Here is a 24132-nt window from a genome sequence, read left to right as displayed (position 1 = left end):
TCGAAAGGTTGCGGGGCCCGTCCACAGAACGCGTACGCGACGCGGCTGCCGTCAGTTTCAGACGGCGGCCGGGTCCTCCTCGACGAGGAGGTTGCGGGTGCGGTTCGAGTCCAGCGGGATGCCGGGGCCCATCGTGGTGGTGATGGCGGCCTTCTTGATGTAGCGACCCTTGGCGGCCGACGGCTTCAGACGGAGGATCTCCTCCAGGGCCGCGGCGTAGTTCTCCACCAGCTTGGTGTCGTCGAAGGACACCTTGCCGATGATGAAGTGCAGGTTCGAGTGCTTGTCGACGCGGAACTCGATCTTGCCGCCCTTGATGTCGTTGACAGCCTTGACGACATCGGGGGTCACGGTGCCGGTCTTCGGGTTCGGCATCAGACCACGCGGACCGAGCACGCGGCCGAGGCGGCCGACCTTGCCCATGAGGTCCGGGGTGGCGACGACGGCGTCGAAGTCCAGGCGGCCCTTCGCGACCTCGTCGATCAGCTCGTCGGCGCCGACGATGTCGGCCCCAGCGGCTTCCGCGGCCGCAGCACGGTCACCGGTCGCGAAGACCAGGACCCGGGCGGTCTTGCCGGTGCCGTGCGGGAGGTTCACGGTGCCACGGACCATCTGGTCGGCCTTGCGCGGGTCGACGCCCAGACGCATGGCGACCTCGACGGTGCCGTCGAACTTGGTCGCGGAGGTCTCCTTGGCGAGACGGACGGCCTCGAGCGGGGCGTACAGCTTCTCCCGGTCGATCTTGGCGTCCGCAGCGCGGAGAGTCTTGCTGCGCTTCACTTCTGCTCCTGGTGTGTTCAGGTATGGAGTCGTGGTGCGGGCCAGCGCTTGGCCCTACCACTGGAGAAAGGTCAGACGGGGGAGGAGTCTCAGCCCTCGACCGTGATGCCCATGGAACGGGCGGTGCCGGCGATGATCTTCGACGCGGCGTCCAGGTCGTTGGCGTTGAGGTCTTCCATCTTGGTCTGCGCGATCTCGCGGATCTGCGCCTCGGTGACCTTGGCGACCTTGGTCTTGTGGGGCTCGCCGGAGCCCTTCTCGACACCAGCGGCCTTCAGGATCATCTTGGCGGCCGGCGGCGTCTTGGTGATGAAGGTGAAGGAGCGGTCTTCGTAGACCGTGATCTCCACCGGGATCACCCAGCCACGCTGCGACTCGGTCGCGGCGTTGTAGGCCTTGCAGAACTCCATGATGTTGACGCCGTGCTGGCCCAGGGCGGGGCCGACCGGCGGGGCCGGGTTGGCGGCACCAGCCTGGATCTGGAGCTTGATCAGCCCCGTGACCTTCTTCTTCTTGGGAGGCATTGCTCTCTCCGGGTCCTAGTGAGAGTTTTCAGCCGACCGTCCGGTCATCCGGATGGAGGCATACCGCACAACGATAACGGGTATAGTCGCGCGGCTAAAAACCGAGCAGGTCAGACCGGCTTTGGCAGCCCGTCTGACCTGTTCGGAGGCGTGTGTTCCAGAGGAAGCCGAGGCAGCCGCGAGGGCCGCGGGCTAGTTCTTCTGGATCTGGTCGAAGCTGAGCTCGACCGGGGTCTCGCGGCCGAAGATCTCGACGAGGCCCTTGACCTTCTTCGAGTCGGCGTTGATCTCGTTGATCGTCGCCTGCAGCGTCGCGAACGGGCCGTCGGTGACGGTGACCGAGTCGCCGACCTCGAAGTCCAGGACCTGGACCTCGACCTTGCGGGCGGGAGCCGGCTTGCCCTCGGCCTCCGCGGCCTCGCGGGCGGCCTTCTCCTCGGCCTCGGGGGCGAGCATCTTGACGATCTCGTCCAGGGTCAGCGGGTACGGGTCGTAGGCGTTGCCCACGAAGCCGGTGACGCCGGGGGTGTTGCGGACGACGCCCCAGGACTCGTTCGTCAGGTCCATGCGCACCAGCACATAGCCGGGGAGCTTGTTCTGACGGATGGTCTTGCGCTCGCCGTTCTTGATCTGGGCGACCTCTTCCTGCGGCACCTCGGCCTGGAAGATGAAGTCCTCGACGTTCAGCGAGACGGCGCGCTGCTCGAGGTTGGTCTTCACGCGGTTCTCGTAACCGGCGTAGGTGTGGATGACGTACCACTCGCCGGGCAGGGTGCGGAGCTCCTCGCGCAGGGCGACGATCGGGTCGACCGGCTCGGACTCCTCCTCCACCGGCTCCTCGTCGGCGGCCTCGGCATCCGTGGCGTCGACATCGGCATCGTCCGCGGCCTCGTCCTCTTCGGACTCGGCGGCAGCCTCGGCGTCGCCCTCCAGGTGGACGGCGGCCTCTTCGGCGGGCTCGCCCGCGGCGGCGTCGGCTGCCTCGGCCTGATCCGGCTCCTCGGCGTCCGCCGCCTCGACGATGTCGAGCTGGTCCTCCACGGACTCCGCGTCCTCTCCGCGAGGCGCGACGGCGTCGTTCAGGTTCGGGTCAGACACGGTGGCTGCTTCTTCCTGGATACAAGGGGTGGAACACGCGAATAGGGGCGCCGAGTACGGCGCCCTTCGCTCTCGGCTCAGCCGAAGATGTACTTGACAGCGTGGCTGAAGCCATAGTCAATCACGGTCACAAGGCCGATCATGATGACGACGAAGACAATCACCACTGTGGTGTAGGTCGTGAGCTGGCTACGAGTCGGCCAGACGACCTTGCGGAGCTCCGCGATGATCTGGCGGTAGAAGAGCGCGAGACGGCCGAAGGGGCCCTTCTTGCCGCGCTTGCCGCCCTTGCGGGCCTTCTTCTTGGACTCCGGCGCCTCGTCCTGGGCATCAGGCATGTCGATGGAGCCCACGGCGTCCGTCACTCGTCCTCACCTGATTCCGGGTCGTGGCCGTGCCGCGCCCGGTTGAGCCGCACGGCGGTGCATTGCAGTACGTACATGCGCACACATCCTGGCGAAGGAGTGTGTAGCAGGGCCGGAGGGACTTGAACCCCCAACCGCTGGTTTTGGAGACCAGTGCTCTACCAATTGAGCTACGACCCTTTGATTTCCCCCAACCTACCGCATCCGCCCAGGTGCACGGAGTGCCTCGAGAGGGTGCGGCCGGTGAGGGCCAACGAGCAGTGAGTGTACGTGGTCTGCGGCCCCCCGTCGAACAGATTGGGTTCCGACGGTGTGGGAAACCCACGCGCCGGGGGCCTTTCAGGTCTGGAACGATGGGGCCATGAGCGCTGCAACTTCTCCGACCGAGCGCCGGGTGTCCGCGCGCATCGGCGCGATCTCCGAGTCCGCGACCCTCGCCGTCGACGCCAAGGCCAAGGCCCTGAAGGCCGCCGGGCGCCCGGTGATCGGCTTCGGCGCGGGTGAGCCCGACTTCCCCACTCCGGACTACATCGTCGAGGCGGCCGTCGAGGCCTGCAAGAACCCGAAGTTCCACCGCTACACACCGGCCGGCGGCCTCCCCGAGCTCAAGGCCGCGATCGCCACCAAGACGCTGCGCGACTCCGGGTACGAGGTGGACGCCTCGCAGATCCTGGTGACGAACGGCGGCAAGCAGGCCATCTACGAAGCGTTCGCCGCGATCCTCGACCCGGGCGACGAGGTCATCGTCCCGGCCCCCTACTGGACGACGTACCCGGAGTCGATCCGCCTGGCCGGCGGTGTCCCCGTCGAGGTCGTCGCCGACGAGACGACCGGTTACCGCGTCTCCGTCGAGCAGCTGGAGGCCGCCCGCACGGAGCGCACCAAGGTCGTGCTCTTCGTCTCGCCGTCGAACCCGACGGGCGCCGTCTACAGCGAGGCCGACGCCGAGGCGATCGGCCGCTGGGCCGTCGAGCACGGCCTGTGGGTGATGACCGACGAGATCTACGAACACCTCGTCTACGGAGACGCGACGTTCACCTCGCTCCCCGCGATCCTCCCCGAGCTGCGCGACAAGTGCATCGTGGTCAACGGCGTCGCCAAGACGTACGCGATGACCGGCTGGCGCGTCGGCTGGATCATCGGCCCGAGGGACGTCGTGAAGGCCGCGACGAACCTCCAGTCGCACGCCACCTCCAACGTCTCCAACGTCGCGCAGGCCGCCGCGCTCGCGGCCGTCTCCGGTGACCTGGTCGCCGTCGAGAAGATGCGCGAGGCCTTCGACCGGCGCCGCAAGACCATCGTGCGGATGCTCAACGACATCGAGGGCGTCTTCTGCCCCGAGCCCGAGGGCGCCTTCTACGTCTACCCCTCGGTCAAGGGCCTCCTCGGCAAGGAGATCCGCGGCAAGCGCCCGCAGGACTCCGTCGAGCTGGCCGCGCTGATCCTGGAGGAGGCCGAGGTCGCGGTGGTCCCGGGCGAGGCCTTCGGGACGCCGGGTTACCTGCGCCTTTCGTACGCGCTCGGTGACGAGGACCTCGTCGAGGGCGTCTCGCGCCTCCAGAAGCTCCTTGCGGAGGCCCGCGACTGAGGTCTCTGGAGAAAATCGCGCTCCACGCGCGCGTGCGGGCCGCCTTTCCACCGGAGAGGCGGCCCGTTCCTGCTGAGGGGCGGTCCGTTTCTTCGTTCGGGGAAGGCCTCGAAGGGGGAAAGGCGCTACCGGGACGCCAGGTGCGTACGGCAAGATCCTGGAATGGAGCGTGTACGAGACATAAGAGAGCTGCCCAAGGCCCATCTGCACCTGCACTTCACCGGGTCGATGCGGCCCTCCACCCTGCTCGAGCTGGCCGACAAGTACGGGGTGCGGCTCCCGGACGCGCTGACCGGCGCCGAACCGCCGAAGCTGCGCGCCACCGACGAGCGCGGGTGGTTCCGCTTCCAGCGGCTCTACGACGCGGCGCGCTCCTGTCTGCGTGAGCCCGAGGACATCCAGCGGCTGGTGCGGGAGGCCGCAGAGGAGGATCTGCGGGACGGCTCGGGGTGGCTGGAGATCCAGGTCGACCCGACCTCGTACGCGCCGCGGCTCGGCGGTCTGATCCCGGCCCTCGATGTCATCCTGGACGCGGTCGACACCGCCTCGCGGGAGACCGGCCTCGGGATGCGCGTGCTGGTCGCCGCCAACCGCATGAAGCACCCGCTGGACGCCCGCACGCTGGCGCGGCTCGCGGTGCGTTACGCGGACCGGGGCATCGTCGGCTTCGGGCTCTCCAACGACGAGCGGCGGGGCATGGCGCGGGACTTCGACCGCGCCTTCGCGATCGCCCGCGACGGGGGGCTCCTCGCGGCGCCGCACGGCGGTGAGCTGACCGGGCCCGCCTCGGTGCGGGACTGCCTGGACGACCTGCACGCGGCCCGGATCGGGCACGGGGTGCGGGCCGCCGAGGACCCGCGGCTCCTGAAGCGGCTCGCGGACCGCGGCGTGACGTGCGAGGTGTGCCCGGCCTCCAACGTCGCCCTCGGGGTCTACGAGAAGCCCGAGGACGTGCCGCTGCGGACCCTCTTCGACGCGGGGGTGCCGATGGCGCTCGGCGCCGACGACCCGCTGCTCTTCGGCTCGCGCCTCGCCGCCCAGTACGAGATCGCGCGTGAGCACCACGCCTTCGACGACGCCGAACTGGCCGAGCTGGCGCGGCAGTCGATCCGCGGCTCGGCCGCCCCCGTGGACGTACGGGAGAAGCTGCTGTCCGGGGTCGACGCCTGGCTCAGCGGCTGATTCCCGCGAGGAGCGTGCGGGCGAGGGCCGCCGCGAACGCCTCGACGGGCTGCGGGGGGCGCTTGCCGATCACGGCGTCGTAGGCGAAGGCGCGCTGCGCGCAGGCGCCCAGGAGCAGCGAGGCGGCCGCGAACGTGTCGGCCTCGGCGGCGATCCGTCCGGCGTCACGTTCGGCCCGGAGATAGGCGTCCAGGGCCTCGATGGGGATGTGAGGGCCGGCGCCCATCTGCTGGAGCGCGTCCTCGTGACGTCGCTTGAGCTTGGTCTCGGCGTACAGGGACGCGGCGATCGGGAAGCTCTCGGCGTAGAAGTCGCTGGCCAGGCGGGCGATCTCGGCGAGGTTCTCCTCGACGCCGCGCTCCCCCGGCTCCTCAGTCAGGCGGTGCAGCAGCGGGCCGAGGCGGGGCAGCCTCTCCTGGAGGACGGCCACGAACAGCTCCTCCTTGCTCGCGAAGTGCTTGTAGAGCGCGGCTTCGGAGCAGCCCGCGGCCTTGGCGATCTCCTTGGTGGTGGCGCGGGCGAGGCCGATGGTGAGCATGAGATCGTGCGCCGCGTCGAGGATGCGGGCCCGGGTGGGCTTCTGCTGCATGTGCCGTCCAACCAGACTTGACGAGGGGTGAGTGTTTACTCACTCTAGAGGTGAGTGAATACTCACCCACCTATCTACTACCCCTCCCGAAGGGTGCGCGATGAAGCTGACGGTGTTCGGTGCGACCGGTGGTATCGGCGGGGAGATCGTCCGGCAGGCCCTGATGGCGGGTCACCAGGTCACGGCCGTGGTCCGCGACCCGGCGCGGCTGGCCGCCGAGGGAGAGGGCCTGGAGGTCTTCCGGGCCGACCTGAGGGACGCCGAGGCGCTGCGGGCGGCGGTGACCGGGCGGGACGCGGCGCTCTCGGGGCTCGGGGCGCGCAAGCGGTCGGACGCCGGGATCGCGGCGGAGCTCACCCGGTCGGTGGTGCGCGCGCTGGAGGCCGAGGGGGTGCGCAGGCTCCTGGTGGTGAGCGCCGCGCCGGTCGGCCCGCCCGCCGAGCGGCAGCCCTTGGTCGACAAGGTCGTGGGGCTCGTGGTCAGCGCGGTCCTGAAGGACGTGTACGTGGATCTGCGGGCCATGGAGGCCGAACTGGCACGCAGCGCCACGGACTGGACGTCCGTGCGCCCGCCGAGGCTCCAGGACAAGCCCGTGACGGGCGTCTACAGGAAGGTCGTCGGAGGCACTCCGCGCAGCGGGCGCTTCATCGGGCGCGCCGATGTGGCGCACGCCATGCTGGCGATGATCGACGACCCGTCGACGGTGAAGCAGGGCGTGGGCGTGGCCTATTGAGGCTGCCGTCGGCGGCAGCCGGCTACAGGCTGACGCCGACCATGACCGGTTCGTTGACCAGGGTGATCCCGAAGGCGTCCCGCACTCCGGTGACGACCTCGCGGGCGAGCGCCAGCAGATCCTCGGTGGTCGCGCCGCCACGGTTGGTGAGGGCGAGGGTGTGCTTGGTGGAGATCCGGGCCCGGCCCTCTCCGTAGCCCTTCGTGAAGCCCGCCTTGTCGATGAGCCAGGCGGCGGAGGTCTTCACGCGGCCGTCGCCCGCGGGGAAGCCGGGCGGGTCGATGCCCGGGCCGAGCCGGTCCGCCACGCGCGCGTGGAAGGCGGCGAACTCGTCCTCGGTGAGGATCGGGTTGGTGAAGAAGGACCCGGCCGACCAGCTGTCGTGGTCCTCGGGGTCGAGCACCATGCCCTTGCCGGCGCGGAGCTTCAGGACGGTCTCCCGCGCGACCGCCGCCGGAACCCGCTCGCCCGCCTCGACGCCGAGCGTGCGCGCCGTCTCGGGGTACTTCAGCGGCGCGCTCATCCCCTGCGCGCCCTCCAGCGTGAAGCGGACCCGCAGGACCACGAAGCGCTCGGGGTCGGCCTTGAAGCGGCTGTGGCGGTACGAGAAGTCGCACTCCGCGTTCGGGATCACGACCGTCTCGCGGGTCCGCCGGTCGTACGCGACCACCTCGGTGATCGTCGAGGAGACCTCCTGGCCGTACGCCCCCACGTTCTGGATCGGCGTCGCGCCTGCGGAACCGGGGATTCCGGCGAGGCACTCGATGCCCGCGAGGCCTGCCTCGACGGTGCGGGCGACCGCGTCCGTCCAGACCTCGCCGGCCGCCAGCTCCAGCTTCGTACCGTCGAGGGCGAAGCCCTGGGTGGCGATGCGCAGGGCGGTCCCGTCGAAGCCCTTGTCGCCGATGACCAGGTTCGATCCGCCGCCGATGAGCAGCAGCGGGGTCCCGGAGTCGTCGGCCTCGCGGACGGCCGTGATCACCTCGTCGTCGGTCGTCGCGGTGATCAGGCGGGTCGCGGGGCCACCGAGACGGAAGGTGGTCAGCGGGGCGAGGGGGGCGTCGATGAGTTCCTGCACGTGCCCAAGAGTACGAGAACGGCCCCGCCGGTCCGGCGGGGCCGTTGCCGCGAGGAGCGGTCAGGCTGCGATCACGGCCGTCAGGCCAGCTGCACGACCGCACGCGACATGCCGAGCACCTTCTGGTCCGCGCTCTTGGCGACCAGGTCGACCCGGACCCGCTTGTCGTCCATCTTGGCCGCGACCTTGGCGCTGACGTCGATGGTGGCACCCTTGTCGTCGTTGGGGACGACGACGGGCTTGGTGAAACGGACGCCGTACTCGACGACCGCTCCCGGGTCGCTCACCCAGTCGGTCACGACCCGGATCGCCTCGGCCATGGTGAACATGCCGTGCGCGATGACGTCGGGCAGCCCGACCTCCACCGCGAACTTCTCGTTCCAGTGGATCGGGTTGAAGTCCCCCGAGGCGCCCGCGTACCGCACGAGTGTGGCGCGTGTCACCGGGAAGGTCTGGGCCGGCAGCTCGGTGCCGACCTCGACGTCGTCGTAAGAGATCTTCGCCGTCATCGCCTCAGACTCCCTCTCCCGCGGGCTGCGCCGCACGCGCGACGAGCTTGGTCCAGGCGGTCACGACGTGCTCCCCGGCCTCGTCGTGGACCTCACCGCGGATGTCGATGATGTCGTTGCCGGCGAGCGTTTTGATGGCCTCGATGGTCGAGGTGACGGTGAGCCGGTCACCCGCGCGCACCGGACGCGTGTAGGCGAACTTCTGGTCGCCGTGTACGACGCGGCTGTAATCGAGCCCGAGCTGCGGGTCCTGGACCACCTGACCCGCGGCCTTGAAAGTGATCGCAAACACAAAAGTCGGCGGGGCGATCACATCGGGGTGACCGAGTTCCTTGGCGGCTTCCGCGTCGGCGTACGCGGGATTGGTGTCCCCGACGGCCTCGGCGAACTCGCGGATCTTCTCCCGGCCGACCTCATATGGATCGGTGGGCGGATAGGACCGCCCCACGAAGGACTGGTCGAGCGCCATGGACTCGGTACCTCCTGTGGTTGGTGGTGACGCGGAATTCGTATGGAAACGACACGAGGCCGCCCCCACAAACGGGGACGGCCTCGTGTACGAGCCTGCGTGTCAGCGCGTTTCGCGGTGCGCAGTGTGCGCGTTGCAGCGCGGACAGTGCTTCTTCATCTCAAGACGGTCCGGGTCGTTACGCCGGTTCTTCTTGGTGATGTAGTTCCGCTCCTTGCACTCCACGCAGGCCAGCGTGATCTTCGGGCGGACGTCGGTGGCAGCCACGTGAGTGCTCCTTGGACGGATGGACGGATGAACGCATAAAAGAGTAGCCGATCGAAGGACCGACCCCACAATCGGCTACCAGGAGTAGCGGTGACCGGACTTGAACCGGTGACACAGCGATTATGAGCCGCTTGCTCTACCGACTGAGCTACACCGCTGCGATGCCGGATCCCCCCGCCCGAAGGCGAGGATCACTCGACATCAGAGCCCCAATGCGGAATCGAACCGCAGACCTTCTCCTTACCATGGAGACGCTCTACCGACTGAGCTATTGGGGCGAGCGATGAAGACATTACACGGTTGGTCGCCGATCGCCCAAATCCGTTTCGTCAGGGCCGTCCGAGGGCATCGGGAAGAGCGCCTCAGGCGTCTCCGAACACCTCATCCGCACCCTTCGTCAGAGCCGTCGCACCACACCGGTACGACTATTTCGCTCCTCCTCGAAGCGGGCCTGTCGCCGTCCTAGGCTCGGCACACGCTGCGTGATCTTGACGCCTCGAACGACAGCAGCCGCCCCCGAACCCCAGGAGCGCGATGCCCGACAGCCAGCCGCAGCAGCCCCATTCCTCCGGCTCCTCCGGCCCCGACCCCACGGCCGAATCCGGTTCCCTGCTGCTCTGCGGTGCCAGGCTCACCGACGGCAGGACGGTGGACGTCCGGCTCGGCGGCGGGCGCATCGAGGCGGTCGGCACGACCGGCAGCCTGTCCGCGCACACCGCGCGCGTGGACCTGGCCGGCTACCTGCTGCTGCCGGCCGCCGCCGAAGCCCACGCGCACGGCGACACGGCCCTGTCGGCGGACGCGGCGGGCCCTGTGTCGTACGACATCCCCGATGTGCAACGCAGAGTCACAGAGGCGGCCCTGCTCCAGCTCGGGCACGGTGCGACGGCCGTGCGGTCGCACGTGCGGATCGGCGACGTCCAGGGGCTCGACCCGATGGAGGCCGTGCTCCAGGCACGGCGCTCGCTGCGGGGCCTGGTCGATCTGACGACGGTCGCGGTGCCGCGGCTCCTCACCGGCGTCGCGGGCGCCGACGGGCTCGCGATGCTGCGGGACGCGGTGAAAATGGGCGCCTCCGTAGTGGGCGGTTGTCCGGATCTCGACCCCGACCCGGCGGGCTACGCGGAGGCGGTCCTGGAACTCGCCGCCGAGCATGGCTCCCCCGTCGATCTGCATACGGACGGTGACGATCCGGCCAGGCTCGGACGGCTCGCGGCGATGGCGGCCGGGCTGCGCGCGGGGGTCACGATCGGCCCGTGCGGGGGGCTCGGCCGCCTGCCGTGGGACGTGGCCGCGCGCACGGCCGAGCAGCTGGCGGCGGCCGGGGTGACCGTGGTCTGCCTGCCGCAGGGCGGGTGCGGGAACGCGGAGCGGCGGGGGGTGGCGCCGGTGCGGTTGCTGCGGTCGGCGGGGGTGCGGGTGGCCGCGGGCAGTGGGGCCATGCGGGACGTGTCGAACCCGGTGGGGCGCGGGGATCCGCTGGAGGCCGCCTACCTGCTGGCCTCGCGGTGCGGGCTGCGGCCGAAGGACGCCTACGCGGCGGTGAGCGGGGCAGCGCGGGAAGCCATGGGGCTGCCCGAGGTGCGGGTGGAGGCGGGCTTCCCCGCGGAGCTGCTCGCGGTGCGGGGCGACCGGCTCGCGGGGGCGCTGTCGCTCGCGTACAGCCGGATCGTGGTGCACAGGGGGCGCGTGGTGGCGCGGACCAGCGCGGTGCGGGAGTACTACGACTCGGCGGCGGCCGTGGCCCTGGACCTGCCGCGCCAGGGCCGCGCGCAGGGGGAGGACCCGGGGCTCAGGGGCGGCGAGGCGTCTTCCTGAGGGGTGGCGGGGCGGTGCGAGTGGCCGGTGAGCTGCTGCGGGGGCCGCGTGGTGGGTGTGATGGCGTCGGGGGCTTGTGGCTGCACAGGGGGCGTGAAGGGGAGCGCGGAGGGGCACGCGGAGGCTGGTGCCGCTGAGCTCCGGGCGGTCGCTGTGGTCCCCAGGAGAGGGCGCTGGTGGGTGGCGGGCTCAGGAGCAGCGCAGGCACCTGCGGCGGGCCCCAGGGGCCCGGCTGGCCCCCGCCCTCCCCAGGAAGAGCCCACGTACCCGCATACGCGTGATCCGGTTGTTCCGCCCGCTGCGCGTGCGGCGAACGCGTCCGCCCTGCCGTACGGTCGACAGCATGCGCATTGTCATCGCTGGGGGTCATGGTCAGATCGCGCTGCGGCTGGAGCGTCTGCTCGCCGCGCGTGGTGACGAGGTCGCAGGGCTGATCCGCAACAGCGGCCAAGAGGCCGATCTGCGTGCGGCCGGCGCCGAACCGGTGCTGTGCGACCTGGAGTCGGCCTCGGTCGACGAGGTCGCCGAGAAGCTGCGCGGAGCCGACGCGGCCGTCTTCGCGGCGGGCGCGGGGCCCGGCAGCGGCGCGGATCGCAAGAACACCGTGGACCGGGATGCGGCCGTGCTCTTCGCGGACGCGGCGGAGCGGGCCGGCGTGCGGCGGTACATCGTCGTGTCGTCGATGGGTGCCGATCCGGCCCACCAGGGCGACGAGATCTTCGACGCCTACCTGCGGGCCAAGGGCGAGGCGGACGCGAACGTACGCGCGCGTGCCGCGCTGGACTGGACGATCCTGCGTCCCGGGATGCTGACGGACGACGCGGGCACCGGTCTCGTACGCCTGGAGGCCTCGACCGGGCGCGGGCCGATCCCGCGGGACGACGTCGCCGCGGTGCTCGCGGAGCTTCTGGAGACGTCCGCGACGGCCGGGCTGACGCTGGAGCTGGTGAGCGGCTCGGTGCCGGTGTCGGTGGCGGTCAAGTCCGTTGCGGGCAACTGACTTCCGAACGCCGTCCGCCCCTGAGGAACTCTCTCCTCCCGCTCAGAACAGCGGGAGCTGGCCCGGCAGGTCCGGAACCGTGTAGCCGTCCAGGGCGGGCTGTACGGCGCCCAGCTGGGCCTGGCGGCGGGAGCCCGGGCAGGAGACCAGGTCGCCGGTGGCGCGCGGGCCCGGCGGGTCATGACGGGCGAACCGTCCGCCGACGACGGCGATCTCGCGGCGGCACTCCGGGCAGTTTCTGCGACGGGACGACATGAACCCATTCTGCTGTGGACGCACGAAAAGACCCTCCCCGTCTCGCGTTTCCGCAAGTCGGGGAGGGTCTCCTTCGTGTGGCGGCGCCAGGATTCGAACCTGGGAAGGCTGAGCCGGCAGATTTACAGTCTGCGCGACCACCACGCCACGACCAGGGCTTTCAAGCAACCCGCAGGCGGCCGCCCCACAGGTGCCCCATACGTGAGCGGGCACCCCCTTCTCCACGCCACCCCCTAGGTACGAATGCTCGGCAGCCATGCTCCTGAACGATCGACCAGGCCTGCCCCAGCTGCAGCAAGCACCACTGACCGGACACCAAGAAGTGCTGCGCCAAACGTTGCCGGATGCTGCGCCAGCATTGACAGCCACCCCACCCGGAAGGTGGCCGTGCACCGCGGTCGCCTGCCAAGTATTCGTGTAGGACCAGCTCACTCCCAGCCGCACGGGCAGCTCGGGCCGGGAGACGGGCAGTCCGGTGGCAGCAGCTAACCGGGCACCTTATACCGGACTACCTGATGTACCGTCAATTTATCTTCAGATACGGGCATTTGGCTTGCACAACATCTCCACGACACCTCAGACTCCTGCGCAGTGATGCGAAACACGCGTGACTGCGCCCTCCTGCGAAGCGCCGACTTCTATGGAGTGCAGCGAGGCCCACCCCCACAGCTCACACACGAGCGTCGAGGCCGGACTAGCGCAGTCTGGATGTGATTCGTGACGCTCCCATCGATGCGGGCCGGATCCGCGGAGCGTGGGTGCGAGGGCTGGTGTTCGGCGTGCCTGGCTCCCGCGTGCAGTGACACCGTGGGAGACGGACTTTCACGGTGCAGGGAGCCCGCAAGGAGGCCCTCTCTTGGCACCCAACACCTCGAACAACGGTGAGCCGACCGTCAACGGCGAACGGACCGAGCTGTCCAAGCCTCTCCGCCGCGTTCCTTCCATTCCCGACCCCACGCTGCACAAGGATCTGAGGGCCGCGCTGAAGAAGCGGGGCATGGCGGATCGCGTGGCCGGCGCTATCTCGACGATCTGGACCGACCCGGCAGCCGTGCTGCCCCAGGTGAACAACCCCCAGCGCCGTCGGATCCCGGGGGCCTACCTGCTCGTGATTTCCGGCTCTGTTTACACGTCGCGCCTAGTGCCCGACCCGCTCAACCCGCGCAACCTCGACCACGTTCAGTTCGCACTTGCCCAGGCTGCAGGTGCGCCGCCGGCCACCCTGGTGCCGGCCGTGCAGGAGGGAGAGGGCGAGCTGGCTATCCGCGTCGAGAGCCGCGACGCGCTTGTCGAGCAGGTTGACTGGGCGATCGAGACGACCCGCAACCGCAACAGTCCGCAGCCGGACATTGCCGAACAGGGCATCATGGACCCGCCGATCGGGGTCGCCACGACCGTGTTCTACGACGACACGGACGAGACCCCGACCACGCACATCTTCGTCCGCGAGGGCTCCAGCCGGACCAGCCACGGTCTCTACAATGTGGGCGCGACTGCTGAGGAGGTTCTCTTCTCCCTCCCTCGAAACGCCAGTTCGATGCAGGCTCACATCGACAAGATCAACAGTTACGTCAGCAAGCCTGCAGAGGACATCCTGCTCACCGAGAAGGGTGCGATTCGGTGCGCCGTCACGGACTTCGAGCTCATCATCGGTGTAGTGCCGGACGTTGCCGGGGCGGTCGACCTGTCGCAGGCCATCAAGGCGCGCGTGGCTCAGGATCACCTCAACACCAAGGAGCCGTGGACCGACGCGGCCAAGCACACCTCACTCGCCGAAGAGTGCCTGCTCTCTGCCCGCGCCGCAGGCGTCATTCCCAGCGATGCGGAGGCTGACTGGCTGGGGGGGCGACTCACTCCCAAGGAGGCCGCGGCACGCAAGATCGTTGCGTTCGGAGACGACCGTGCAGCCCGTGCGGTTCACCTGTTCACCACCGACGACAAGCAGATCCACAACGCTGTGCGTCAGCCGATCGCCCTGGTCCTCACCAACGAACCGACTGGCCGCAAGCGCACCCGTGTCACCACCAAGACCAAGCTGCCCTTGGCCGTTGAGCTCATCGTCAGGGAGAAGCGGGGTGCTTCGTCTGACGGCGAGCTCGACCGTTTCCGCAAGGTGCTCACTGAGGCCCTTCCCGCCGACTTGCAGAAGACGTCGTGGCGCCCCACCAAGCGCTCCCCCGAGCAGCTATTTCAGGCAGCTCTGAGGGAGATGGAGGAAGGCAAGGACGAGCGGCCCGCTGGCATCGAACTGTGGGTGCGGGCCGCTTACGTCCTCGCTAAGCACAACGCCATCAGTGGGCCGCGCCACGACGTGGGGGCCGGCGGTGACCGCCGTCGAGCCGGCGCCGTCATGGAGGCTCTGGCCGACACTGAGCAGGGACTTCGCCACCTGCGCCAGGTGATCGAAGACGACCGGGCCGAGCTCCCGCCCCGTCAGGTCGATGACCAGGGTCAGCCGCGCAAGGATGGCGAGGGCAATGACCTCCCCATCGACAACGACTTCCTGCGCACGAAGCTCGCGCCCAAGGGGGGCCTGACTCCGCCGCCCCTTAGCCCTGACAAGGCCGTGCAAGAGCACTACAAGCGCGGTGTGCTTGCCACCAAGGACGCCCTCCGCAGCCTGGAGGCGGAGATGCGTAACTTGGCCGGTCTGGTTGACGACGACGGCGTGCCGCTGATCGAGCGGGAAGGGAAGTCCCACGCTCGGCTCCTCATGGACAAACTGCAGAACCTTGCTGCAGAAGCCCAGGACTGGTGGGAGAAGGCCGTGGAGGCTCAAAGCGGCTCCACGTCGTCCGCCGTCGTCGACGAGAACGAGGCGGACGAGGCGGATGAGGAGGACGAGGCCGCCCGCCGCCGGTGTATGTAGCCGTCGACGAGCGCGGCGCCGTCTGTTACGTCGGCTCCGTGTGCAGGCCCAGCGATGAGCAGGGACTCGGAAGCCACGTCGCTGAGTACCTGGCCGATCTTCCCAAAACGGAGAAGTGGGCTGGGGTGTACACCCTTCCTCTCAGGCCTGACACCCCTGATCCCGAAGTAAGGCGCATTGGCGGGGACATTGCCGGATGGCTCCTGCCGTATGACCGCGAACGCTGGCCACAAGCCGGCTAGTGGGTAGAGGGTGCTGGGTGGTGCTGAACTTGCAGCCGCCGCCCAGCACCCCTCAGCCTTCCCGCGCTCTCTACTCCTCAGCCGACGCCGCCACGGACGCCAATTACGACGGGATATCGAGTGCAGCCAGTTGATAAAGGTGGTCCAGCTGTCGCTATCGGCGCACCCACGGAAATGTTATTGACGATCGGCAGGGCGAGCGAACCGAAAATTATGAGGCCCAGTTTCCATCCGCTCGCTGCATGATAAGGAAATTCCGACCTCCGCAGCATTCGTCTCCCCCAGAGCAATGTGTTCAGTACGCCCGCGAAACGGACGGCATCGCCCAAACCGTCGAGTCGGCCGCTACGGATGCGGAAAGCTCTGCTGGAGCCAGTCCCGCACCGCTTCGGGGGTGGTCCTTCCGTGCTGCCGTAGTGCGTCGGTGATGTCTCGACCACAGACGAGGGCAATGGGATGCCCGTCCTCGTGCACCTCGCTCTGCACTTGACGGTTGAAGTGCGAAGTGGTCACCAGAACGCCGAAGTTGCGGTGCCGAATACGGGAGATGAGCCGGGAGACCTCGCGGACACCGACGCTATTGTCAGGTACGTAGCACTTAGCTTCCAGGGCGAAGTCAATGCTGATTGGAGCGGCCGAAGGCCCCAGAACGTATGAACCGACCGCATCCCTTCCGCCGTCGCGGCTCGGCCGTGTCACATCGACCATCCCTGTGGCGGGAGCAATCAGCCGCCAGACGGCTACGGCACACGCCTCGAAGTCCGTCTCGCGCCCGCGGAAGTACTCCCGGATCTCCGCCAGCATGGCCTGGCCGACGCGGTCGTCGGGAAGCTGCTGGGCAGCTGAGCGTATGACCGTCGTAGCTGGTGCGAGCAGTGGCCGGTAAACCCGGCTTTCAGTCCAGGCCCGCCAGACTTCCGGGCACTCGCCTCCCAAGGGGCTGCCGCCGGCCAGCACGTGCCGGATCCAGGCGCGGGGAATGCGCGCCTGGTCCAGCACGGTGAAGCGGGAGCGGTAGTTCTGAAACCGCTGCGCACCGCTCGTGCGCCAGATCGCCGAGAGTTCGTCATCGGGTGCCAGTGTCGGTCCGCCAGGGGCAAGCAACCCGCGAAAGCGGACCGCACGACCGGGTGCCGCCTTCTCGAAGAGCAGGAACGGGGGGACTCCACTGGCCCGTTCCTGCGCGGACCCGTGAGAGAGCGCGAAGGCGTCGCGCAGCAACACATTGCCCTTGCGCGGTGTCTCATGGAGGCCCTTTCCTGGGGTGCGGTTGTCGCCGTAGTAGGTAAAGGTGCCGGTCTCGGTATCCAGGTGATCCGGCCAGTCCACCGCTCCGCCGCTGGTGTACAGCACCGCCAGGCGCACCGTCCCCTTCACCGGGGACCCGGCGTAGCGGAACCCTCCCTGGTTGCCGGTACCAGGCAGCAGCTTGCCGATGGGGTCATCGCCGGAGTGCCCAAGGGTCCCGCCGGCGTAGACAGCGTCGACCAACAAGTCAGCTTCACCAAGGTCCGTGAAAGGGATGTCTAGTTGGGCTGAGCGAGGTGAAGGGATCATGGGCTACGTCTACCAGACGGCTACGACACCCCAGCGGCCGAGCGCCGCGATGACCAACCGACCGACTGCCCTATCTGATCGGCCCCGCCTCGCCGACCGGCAGCGTTACAGTCTGCGGAGCGAACCCTTGCTGAGGTGCGAAGACGCACGAAGCAGTCGCCGATGCCCCACAGACTCCCCATGACGGGCCGCCTAGAGGCACGCGTGCTTGCCAACGCTGCTGGTTGAAGCCTTCACAGCCTCACCCGCAGATGCTCGCTACAGCCAGCTCGAAACCCATTCAAGTAGGTAACTCAATACCGTGCCGCTCTTCACTTCCGCCAAGAGCAGAGCCACCAAGGCGACAACCAAAGAAACGAGCGACACCCATAGCGCAATTCGCCCTATCTTGAATGTATCGATCGATGCACCAAGAGACGCGACCGCACTGAGGATTTCTCGGTAATCCTTGTCCTCGGTCGCCAGTTCTGCCACCTGTTCCTTCTGCTGGTCCGCCAACATCTGCGTGAAGTTGACCGAGGGGAAAGCTTGACCGGAACGCGCCAACTGGCTAGCCAGCCAAGGCGCATCTTCCATCGTGAAAACAGGAACCCTGCCAGATCTGACATAGGTATCATGAAATTGCGGGAGATCCCGCACTGCACTGCTCAGATCCATGCTGAGCGCCAAAAATGAATCACGCATTCTCTTTAGCCGTCTGGCACTGAATTTGCCATGCTGCGTGCGCGCTTCGTCACGCAGTTTCGAGTAGTCGACTTGCATAACATCAAGGTAGTCGGAGAGCGACACGAAGCAGAGCGCTTCACGCACCTCCGTGTTACACCTACTAGCTATCGTAGTCGCATTCTGGCCGCCATACGCATCCAGATGTGATAGCGCAGAAATAACCGTACTCAAATTCCCGCATAGCCCCCACACGTGCTCGTCAAGCTCTGAAGATGCACGTTCACTGACCGGCTCAAGAATCAGGCCAGGGAGACTGGGAGACGTGCGAAGATAGTGATGCTCAGACACTCCTAGGGCCCGAAGCGCTGTAGCCCTATCTCGCGGTATTTCAGAACCTTGCGCGGGATCGTGCCCCTCGAAAATGAGCAGATCAGCCAGCGACTGAGGCACACCGCGTCGAGCGAAGGAACCGGGAAAGTTTGACGTCATCCACTTTCGAGCCTCTACATGTAGGTGCCGACGAATGCGCTGCACCGCTCGGAAAGTAGTCCACTGTCTATCCTGAACGATGGGCCTCCTCCTACGCCAAACGATGGACGGATCTCTCGGCTTCTTCCATTCTCTATCGAGCAACCCCATTCCCTCTTCTGAGAGCCGGAAGAATGCGGCTACCGCTGTCAGGCCATCACCTACTTGACTGGCAGTAAGTTCGATTGATGAGAAGATCGTAGCCAGATTTCCACGGATGGCGTCAGGCTCAATCCAACCTGTAGCGTTCACGACCTTTCCGACTCTCCACCAGGTCGCCCCCCTACCACTGCGCGACCGCTCCAAGGACGCCTTATTTCCCTCACCGAGAGAGTGCATCCGCCCGGAGTCCCATGACTTACGCGCCAGTGCACGCTTCAGCGCATTCAGCTCGCTCGGCGGGAAAAGCTCCACCACCCAAATTCCCGGCACCTGCACCCGTTCGCCCGGAGGGACCGCCACATTATGCAGCGGATCCTCGCGGCTCCAGACACGGTAACGATCTAGCTCATTGTACGGATGGAGCAGGTTTAGGCCGTATACCAGCCAGCCCCGAATCCTTCTGGTAAGAATCCGACGCATGCGAGACCTGAGGAGCCAAGAAATGCACTTATAAGGCACGTCGTACCAGCGTCTACCTTCTCCAATTTCGGGAACGCGTCGAAACGCCTCTTCCAAGTATCGACTGTCGTAGGTCACCAGCCGCCCCCTCCCTGGTAAGTCACACAAGCGCATATCGCAAGAAGGCGTCCAGTTAAGCAGGTGACATGCATCATGGTCGGATCTCAGAGGGCAACACCTCCGGTCCCCCAGACATGCCCTCTCCCGCTACGCTGGTACGCACCACGTCAGAACGGAGAGTGCTCCGCGGATGGGACCGAAGACGAGCAAGGTCTACGAGACGCTTCGCGCACGTCTCGCGGCAGGCGAGTACGCGGTCGGCGACAAGCTCCCCTCAGAACGCACACTCGTGGAAGAACTCGGCATCGGCCGGACGGCTCTACGGCAGGTGCTCACCCGTCTCGTCTCCGAGGGGCTGTTGGAGGTTCGGGGACGGAGTTCGTACCGGGTGCCGGGCGCGGTGAGCGTTCAGCGTCCGGAAGGGCTGGAGCCCTGGCGTGTCCACGGCGAGCGCGACGTGTACGACAACCGGTGGGTCAGACTCCAACTCTGGGACGTGGAGCCACCCGGAGTAGAGCGGTTCGAGCATCACGTCGTGAGGCTCCACCACGTGGCCATTACCGCCGTCATTGATGATCAGGACCGCGTTCTGATGATGTGGCGGTACCGCTTCGTACCGAAGCAATTCGGCTGGGAGCTCCCCGGCGGCATCGTGGACGAGGGGGAGGATCCTGCGGACACGGCGCTGCGGGAGACCGTCGAAGAGACGGGGTGGCGGCCCAAGTCGTTGGAACACGTCGTGAGCTATCAACCCATGGTCGGCATGGTCGACTCTCCGCACGAAATCTTCGTGGGACACGGCGCTGAGAAGGTCGGTGAGCCGACCGACCTGGAAGAGGCCGGGCATATCGAGTGGGTGCCGCTGGCGGACATTCCCGGGCTCATGGCCCGTGGTGAGCTGCTGGGCTCTGGCACCCTCGTTGCCCTGCTGCACATCCTCGCGGCTCGGCGCACTCAGGGACTCACAACCGCGCACTGAGCAGGTCGACGCGACGACGCTGCCGGACCGAGCCGGTACGGCCCGCCAACAAACGGGCCTGCCGCAAGTGCGTCCCAGCGTCGTCGTACTCGGCTCGCGTGAGATGAGCCTGCGCCAGGTCGGCGTGAAGGCCGGCGCGGGCGCGCACGAACGTCGGGTCCATGACCTCAAGCGCGCCGTAGAGGTTGGTGACTGCCGACTCCTCCCCGAGGAGAGCGAGCACGTTGCCTTGCCATCGGGCGAGATGGGCGCCGTTCAGGAAGATGCTGAGCATGTCCGGGTCCCGGTCCTCGGGGCCCGGTGGAATGACGGCCATGGCCGTTTCCAGCGCACGCCGGCTGTCGTCGGGCATCTCGGCATGCGCGCACAGCTCGGCTTCCGCGGCGTACAGCCACGCCCGCAATCGAGCGGAACCGGAGGAACCGACAGTGCGCTGTGCGTCGCGCACCAGATCGACGGCGAGCGCTGGCCGCCCTGCCTCGCAGAGCACGTACGCCTGCTCGCCCATGGCGTGCGCCAGGTACATCGGTTCTTCAGCGTCGCGGGCCGCCCGCTTGGCAAGTTCGTAGTGCCGCCACGCTCGCTCAACCGCTCCCGAGTCGATCGCTTGCCACGCTGCGAGAGTCGACGCACCGGCGAGCGCGAGCGCCACGGGCCGGCGCGCGCTGGGCAGTACCGCAAAGTTGAGCGCGTCTTCGAGGGCGGAGAGGTGGCCGGTCATCTGGTCGACCAGGGCCGCGGCGCCCCTCTGGCGATCCATGGTGCGCAGTAGTTCGGTCTGATCATTGAACGCTCTCACCATGGACTCACCGACACTGCTCGCCGAGTCGATTCGGCTCAGTAGGTCGTCGTAACCGTCCGCGGTTGGCGCCGCCGGTACCGGGTCGGCCTCCCGCAGTTCCCCGTCCGTGACGCCGAGGAGTTGCCGCAGGACGCGTGCGTACCGGTCTGAAATGGTGCGCTTGCCGTTCTCCCACTCGGAGACATACACCCGCAGACTCGCGGTCGACGCAACGTCCGTGAGGTTCCGTCGGGCGTATTGCTCGATCTCGCGAATCAGTCGTTCCTGCGACCATCCGCGCGCCGTCCGCGCGTTGCGAAGTCCGGCACTCACGGGCGACCTCCCGACGTTGGTTCCGCTCGCACCTTGCCAGCATGGCGCACGTCTCCGCAGGTCAACAGCCCTTAACAGGCCGGATGTTAAACCCTGTTGGCTACCACAGACCCTGCCGCAAGAGGTCTTCTGGAGATGCGCAGCGACGGGGTGGCCATCACCCGAAACAGCGAACCACCTTGACACTGGTGCGCACCAGATGCAATCTACTGGTGCGCACCAGATGACAGGCTGGTCCTGGATTCGCGATGCGCGAGACGAACGCCTGGAGGGCTCCGTGAAACGGGCTCGAAGGAAGCGCCGGCTCTTTGACAACTGCATAGGTGGGCCCCGTCTCCCCGAGTCGAAAAGACGGACCGCGCGGCAACGCCGCGTTCGACCTCTCCCGCAGCTCATCTGCTGCGGGCCGGTTGCCTCCGCTGCACGTCTTGTACGTGCAGCGCTGAGGGGAGCCGGATCTACCGACTTCAACGGCGCGCGGCCCCGGGTGGCTAGACCCGGGGCCGCTGTTTGGGCCGTTCCTCTCTGGAAGGAACCACGACCCATGAACCCCATCGTTACTGTCAGGACGTTGTTACCGCGTTCGCCGACTTCATGGAGCCGACGGCTGCGGAGCTGGACGCGATCGAGCAGGAGATGCCCGTGATCCTCGCGGGTGTCGACCTGGTCGACGCGCAGATCACCGCTCTCGACCGCACGCCGAACGAGATGGACAACCGGCGTATCCGCCGGGCCCGGAACCGGGTGCTGGCCGCCCGCCGGGAGCTGGCCAACCGCGCGGCCGGCGAGAGCCTGCCCGGGGGTGCCGCGTGATCCGCATCGTCACCCTGGCCCGCCTCGCACAACTGAAGGACGCGGCCCGCACCGCGAGCGAGCAGGCCCGGCAGACCAGCGGGGGCGCGAACGAGGCGTTCGGCCGGCACGTGCGGGAGCTGTGGAACGTCACCGACCGCGCGGAGCGGGCCGAGGCCACCACGACCGAGGTGGGCGCCCTGCTGTCCGGAGCTCTGGCGGAGCTGTCCGACGCGCAGCAGGAGCTGTTGCGGAAGGACATCGAGATCCGCCGACTGCGCGAGGAACTGAGCCGCGGGCTGCGTGAGGGCGACGCGGTGACGGTGCTCATGCACCACGGTGAGCCGCACGCCGTCTACGCCTCCCGCGAGGCCGCGCACGCTGACACCGCCACCCACGGCTACCCGGCGGATCACGTGTGGACGCCGTGCGATGAACGCCCGGCCGCCGCGTTCACATGGCGCTGCGAGGCGTTCACCTACAACCCCGCGACCAACGCCTTTCACCGCGTGAGCCGGTCCGTTCCGAGGGCGCTGGACGGTGCGGCATGAACAGTGTTCAGACCCGTTCAGCAGAGCGCGCCCTGTCCGGCGGCACGTGGCTCATCGTCTGCGGGGCCATGCTCTACTCCATCCTGACCGTGACGCCGCTGATGGCGGCGCACACGGCCGAGGCGTGGGACTGGACGGCACCGATCCTACCGCTCGTGGTGGACGCCGCCGTCGTCATCGTGGTCAAGCTCGATGACGTGCTGGCCCGTCTCGGCGGGCAGGGCGGGCGCTGGCCGGTCGTGCTGCGGTGGATGACCGGGCTGATGACGCTCGCCCTGAACACCGCTGACTCCGCACTGAAGAAGGACCTGGTCGGCGTGGCCGTCCACTCCGTGGCGCCGCTGCTGCTCATCGTCACCGCAGAGACCAGCCTGGCCTACCGGCGTGCCATCTCCCGTGCGGTGGCCGCGCTGGAAGCCGAGCAGCGGGCCGAGCGGGAGCGGCGCGAGCAGGCGGCCCGGGAACGTGCCGCACAAGCCCGTGCCGAGGCCCGGGAGGAACGCGAGCACGCCGCCATGCTCGCCCGTGAACAGCGTGAGCACGAGGCCGCCCTGGCCCGTGAGCAGGCCGAGCGGGAAGAGCGCGCGGCCCGTGAGGAGCGTGCCGCGCGGGAGCGTGCCGAGCAGGCGGAGCGGGCCGAGCGTGAACGCCGTGAACGCGAGCGTGAACAGCGTGAACAGGAGCGGCTCACGCGTGAACGGCAGGCCCGGGAGCGGGCCGAGGCCGAGCGGCGCGAGCGTGCCGAGCAGGCGGAGCGTGAACGCCGTGAGCGCGAGGAGCGTGCGGCCCGTGAACGCGCCGCGCTGCTGAACCGTGGGCCCGCCGTCGGCAAGCTTCCGGAGGATGAGGCGCGCCGGATCGTGGCCGCCGCGTTCGCCTCGGACATGTCGGTGCGGTCGGCCGCTGAGCTGTGCGGCTGGTCGGTCGGCTGGGTGTCCGCCCGCTACGTCGAGCACCGCAGCCCGGGCGCGCGTGGTGCTGAGCTGGCCGTTGCGAGCCAGTGATGGCCGCCGTTCCGGTCTACCAGTGGCGTCTGGCCCCTGACGGCCTGGCCACCCGCCGGCAACTCCGTGCCCGTGGGCTGCGGCCTGGCGGGCAGGACGTGGCCGCGCAGGTGGAGCGTCCGCGGCGTCGCCGCGGCCCGCTGGTCGCCTACCTCTACTCCATCGAGCAGGCCAAGCCGGTGCGTCCGATGACGCCGGCCAAGTGGGCGGCCCTGGCCAAGGCCAACGCCGCCCGCCGCACCTGCCCGCAGTGCCGCGGGGATGCCGGCTACGTCATCCCCGCGGAGCTGGGCACGTGCGTGCCCTGCGCCTACCCCGAAGACGAACAGCGCGCCGCCTGAACCCCATCTTTCCGACGCTCTGAACAGGAGAGTTCCTGTGTCCAGTCGTACCCGTGCCCGCGGCGTGAAGACGGCCGCTGGAGTGCACACCGTTCGTATCCCCCGCCAGCGTGGCCGGCGCGGCGCCGACCCGTTCGTCGTGGTCGTGCCCGAACGCCCGTCCCTGACCCGTGAGGCGCTGGCCGTGGTCGGGGGCTGGCTGTGGCGCTCGCGCCGCGCCCTCGCCCCGACCGGTCTCGCCGTGCTGGCCCTGCTGGTGGCCGGCCTGCTGCACGTCATCGCGTGGTGGTCCGGTCTGCTGCTCGCCCCGACCGCCGCGGGCCCGCTGGTGTGGCTGCTGGTCATGCAGCGCCGCCGCCCCGCCACCGGCTCCGTCCTTGCCTGGCGTGCCGGCCTGGCCGCGCTCACGTCGTCCGTGCTCGCCTGGCTCGCCACCGCGGCCGGGTTCGGGCCGCTGGCCGGGGCGCTGGAGCTGTGGTGGCTGCTCACCCTGATCGCCGCTCAGTCCGCCTGGCTCATCGTCCGCCGCACCCACTGACCCGAGGAGACCCGG

At 68.3% G+C, this 24132-nt stretch carries 25 protein-coding genes and 4 tRNA genes; 12 read left to right on the top strand and 17 right to left on the bottom strand.

The genetic code is table 11. The annotated features are described in order from the left end of the window. Nucleotides 1–57 precede the first annotated feature (57 nt). From rplA to KKZ08_RS22680, 5 genes are all read right to left on the bottom strand, one after another. The gene (gene rplA / locus KKZ08_RS22700; protein ID WP_055698213.1) at nt 58–780 is read right to left on the bottom strand and encodes a 50S ribosomal protein L1; all 723 of its coding nucleotides are present in this window, start codon (nt 778–780) and stop codon (nt 58–60) included. An 89-nt stretch (nt 781–869) separates the two neighbouring features. Next, nucleotides 870–1304: a 50S ribosomal protein L11 gene (gene rplK / locus KKZ08_RS22695; RefSeq protein WP_030782612.1), complete on the bottom strand. Its 435-nt coding sequence runs from the start codon at nt 1302–1304 to the stop codon at nt 870–872. 192 nt (nt 1305–1496) lie between these two features. Next, nucleotides 1497–2402 carry a transcription termination/antitermination protein NusG gene (gene nusG, locus KKZ08_RS22690; RefSeq protein WP_223776209.1) on the bottom strand — a complete coding sequence of 302 codons (906 nt, stop codon included), beginning with the start codon at nt 2400–2402 and terminating at the stop codon, nt 1497–1499. A gap of 77 nt (nt 2403–2479) precedes the next feature. Continuing rightward, nucleotides 2480–2767, bottom strand: coding sequence for a preprotein translocase subunit SecE (secE, locus tag KKZ08_RS22685; RefSeq protein ID WP_223776208.1), 288 nt, complete (start codon nt 2765–2767; stop codon nt 2480–2482). Between the two features lie 107 nt (nt 2768–2874). Next, nucleotides 2875–2947: transfer RNA gene (locus KKZ08_RS22680), tRNA-Trp, on the bottom strand. A gap of 181 nt (nt 2948–3128) precedes the next feature. Between KKZ08_RS22680 and KKZ08_RS22675 the strand changes: the two genes are divergently transcribed. Together KKZ08_RS22675 and KKZ08_RS22670 are read left to right on the top strand one after the other, a co-directional pair. Further along, entirely contained in the window at nt 3129–4355 is a 1227-nt protein-coding gene (locus tag KKZ08_RS22675; RefSeq protein WP_223776207.1) for a pyridoxal phosphate-dependent aminotransferase, read from the top strand. Nucleotides 4356–4517: 162 nt separating this feature from the next. Next, nucleotides 4518–5537, top strand: a complete 1020-nt coding sequence (locus KKZ08_RS22670; protein WP_223776206.1) for an adenosine deaminase — start codon at nt 4518–4520, stop codon at nt 5535–5537. Here the strand turns inward: KKZ08_RS22670 and KKZ08_RS22665 are convergent. Beyond that, a complete protein-coding gene (locus KKZ08_RS22665; protein WP_223776205.1) occupies nt 5527–6126 on the bottom strand; it encodes a TetR/AcrR family transcriptional regulator in 600 nt (199 codons plus the stop codon). The two genes, KKZ08_RS22670 and KKZ08_RS22665, sit on opposite strands and share 11 nt — an antisense overlap. A gap of 100 nt (nt 6127–6226) precedes the next feature. Here KKZ08_RS22665 and KKZ08_RS22660 point away from each other — a divergent pair, with 100 nt between their 5' ends. Then, on the top strand, nt 6227–6859 hold the full coding sequence (locus KKZ08_RS22660) for an NAD(P)H-binding protein (RefSeq protein ID WP_223776204.1): 633 nt from the start codon (nt 6227–6229) through the stop codon (nt 6857–6859). A 22-nt stretch (nt 6860–6881) separates the two neighbouring features. On the opposite strand, the gene KKZ08_RS22655 is transcribed toward KKZ08_RS22660, so the two are convergent. From KKZ08_RS22655 to KKZ08_RS22630, 6 genes are all read right to left on the bottom strand, one after another. Next, entirely contained in the window at nt 6882–7937 is a 1056-nt protein-coding gene (locus KKZ08_RS22655; protein ID WP_223776203.1) for a UDP-N-acetylmuramate dehydrogenase, read from the bottom strand. 80 nt (nt 7938–8017) lie between these two features. Further along, nucleotides 8018–8446, bottom strand: a complete 429-nt coding sequence (locus KKZ08_RS22650; protein WP_223776202.1) for a MaoC family dehydratase — start codon at nt 8444–8446, stop codon at nt 8018–8020. Between the two features lie 4 nt (nt 8447–8450). Next, nucleotides 8451–8915, bottom strand: coding sequence for a MaoC family dehydratase N-terminal domain-containing protein (locus KKZ08_RS22645; RefSeq protein WP_223776201.1), 465 nt, complete (start codon nt 8913–8915; stop codon nt 8451–8453). A gap of 102 nt (nt 8916–9017) precedes the next feature. After that, on the bottom strand, nt 9018–9182 hold the full coding sequence (gene rpmG / locus KKZ08_RS22640; RefSeq protein ID WP_004571794.1) for a 50S ribosomal protein L33: 165 nt from the start codon (nt 9180–9182) through the stop codon (nt 9018–9020). An 85-nt stretch (nt 9183–9267) separates the two neighbouring features. Beyond that, nucleotides 9268–9340: transfer RNA gene (locus KKZ08_RS22635), tRNA-Met, on the bottom strand. Between the two features lie 47 nt (nt 9341–9387). Next, nucleotides 9388–9460: transfer RNA gene (locus KKZ08_RS22630), tRNA-Thr, on the bottom strand. Between the two features lie 256 nt (nt 9461–9716). Here KKZ08_RS22630 and KKZ08_RS22625 point away from each other — a divergent pair. After that, nucleotides 9717–11000: an amidohydrolase family protein gene (locus KKZ08_RS22625; RefSeq protein ID WP_223776200.1), complete on the top strand. Its 1284-nt coding sequence runs from the start codon at nt 9717–9719 to the stop codon at nt 10998–11000. Between the two features lie 343 nt (nt 11001–11343). Continuing rightward, nucleotides 11344–12000, top strand: coding sequence for an SDR family oxidoreductase (locus KKZ08_RS22620; RefSeq protein ID WP_223776199.1), 657 nt, complete (start codon nt 11344–11346; stop codon nt 11998–12000). A 42-nt stretch (nt 12001–12042) separates the two neighbouring features. On the opposite strand, the gene KKZ08_RS22615 is transcribed toward KKZ08_RS22620, so the two are convergent. Both KKZ08_RS22615 and KKZ08_RS22610 read right to left on the bottom strand, forming a co-directional pair. Then, the gene (locus tag KKZ08_RS22615; RefSeq protein ID WP_223776198.1) at nt 12043–12255 is read right to left on the bottom strand and encodes a hypothetical protein; all 213 of its coding nucleotides are present in this window, start codon (nt 12253–12255) and stop codon (nt 12043–12045) included. 78 nt (nt 12256–12333) lie between these two features. Further along, a tRNA-OTHER gene (locus tag KKZ08_RS22610) sits at nt 12334–12404 on the bottom strand. Nucleotides 12405–13111: 707 nt separating this feature from the next. On the opposite strand from KKZ08_RS22610, the gene KKZ08_RS22605 reads away from it, so the two are divergent. Next, the gene (locus KKZ08_RS22605; RefSeq protein WP_223776197.1) at nt 13112–15124 is read left to right on the top strand and encodes a hypothetical protein; all 2013 of its coding nucleotides are present in this window, start codon (nt 13112–13114) and stop codon (nt 15122–15124) included. Nucleotides 15125–15711: 587 nt separating this feature from the next. On the opposite strand, the gene KKZ08_RS22600 is transcribed toward KKZ08_RS22605, so the two are convergent. Both KKZ08_RS22600 and KKZ08_RS22595 read right to left on the bottom strand, forming a co-directional pair. Next, entirely contained in the window at nt 15712–16857 is a 1146-nt protein-coding gene (locus KKZ08_RS22600) for a restriction endonuclease (RefSeq protein ID WP_223776196.1), read from the bottom strand. Nucleotides 16858–17181: 324 nt separating this feature from the next. Then, nucleotides 17182–17733 (bottom strand): hypothetical protein, encoded by a 552-nt coding sequence (locus tag KKZ08_RS22595; RefSeq protein ID WP_223776195.1) that lies wholly within the window; start codon nt 17731–17733, stop codon nt 17182–17184. A 1255-nt stretch (nt 17734–18988) separates the two neighbouring features. Here KKZ08_RS22595 and KKZ08_RS22590 point away from each other — a divergent pair. Next, nucleotides 18989–19777 carry an NUDIX domain-containing protein gene (locus tag KKZ08_RS22590; RefSeq protein ID WP_223776194.1) on the top strand — a complete coding sequence of 263 codons (789 nt, stop codon included), beginning with the start codon at nt 18989–18991 and terminating at the stop codon, nt 19775–19777. On the opposite strand, the gene KKZ08_RS22585 is transcribed toward KKZ08_RS22590, so the two are convergent. Further along, the gene (locus KKZ08_RS22585; RefSeq protein WP_223779148.1) at nt 19761–20768 is read right to left on the bottom strand and encodes an XRE family transcriptional regulator; all 1008 of its coding nucleotides are present in this window, start codon (nt 20766–20768) and stop codon (nt 19761–19763) included. The two genes, KKZ08_RS22590 and KKZ08_RS22585, sit on opposite strands and share 17 nt — an antisense overlap. Before the next feature lie 717 nt (nt 20769–21485). Between KKZ08_RS22585 and KKZ08_RS22580 the strand changes: the two genes are divergently transcribed. The 5 genes from KKZ08_RS22580 to KKZ08_RS22560 are packed head-to-tail and all read left to right on the top strand — an operon-like array spanning nt 21486 to nt 24117. Beyond that, the gene (locus tag KKZ08_RS22580) at nt 21486–21704 is read left to right on the top strand and encodes a DUF6284 family protein (RefSeq protein ID WP_263303354.1); all 219 of its coding nucleotides are present in this window, start codon (nt 21486–21488) and stop codon (nt 21702–21704) included. Further along, nucleotides 21701–22234, top strand: a complete 534-nt coding sequence (locus tag KKZ08_RS22575; protein WP_223776192.1) for a hypothetical protein — start codon at nt 21701–21703, stop codon at nt 22232–22234. Before KKZ08_RS22580 ends, KKZ08_RS22575 begins: the two co-directional genes overlap by 4 nt. Then, nucleotides 22231–23238 (top strand): DUF2637 domain-containing protein, encoded by a 1008-nt coding sequence (locus KKZ08_RS22570; RefSeq protein WP_223776191.1) that lies wholly within the window; start codon nt 22231–22233, stop codon nt 23236–23238. The genes KKZ08_RS22575 and KKZ08_RS22570 overlap by 4 nt, the downstream gene beginning before the upstream one ends. After that, nucleotides 23238–23579 carry an RRQRL motif-containing zinc-binding protein gene (locus KKZ08_RS22565; protein WP_223776190.1) on the top strand — a complete coding sequence of 114 codons (342 nt, stop codon included), beginning with the start codon at nt 23238–23240 and terminating at the stop codon, nt 23577–23579. The genes KKZ08_RS22570 and KKZ08_RS22565 overlap by 1 nt, the downstream gene beginning before the upstream one ends. A 37-nt stretch (nt 23580–23616) precedes the next feature. After that, nucleotides 23617–24117, top strand: coding sequence for a hypothetical protein (locus KKZ08_RS22560; protein ID WP_223776189.1), 501 nt, complete (start codon nt 23617–23619; stop codon nt 24115–24117). The last annotated feature ends 15 nt before the right edge of the window (nt 24118–24132 follow it).

The organism is Streptomyces sp. 135 (assembly GCF_020026305.1).
Classification (GTDB): Bacteria; Actinomycetota; Actinomycetes; order Streptomycetales; family Streptomycetaceae; genus Streptomyces.
The sequence above is the reverse complement of the archived record's forward strand: the minus strand, read 5'-3'. Positions and strand labels throughout refer to the sequence as shown.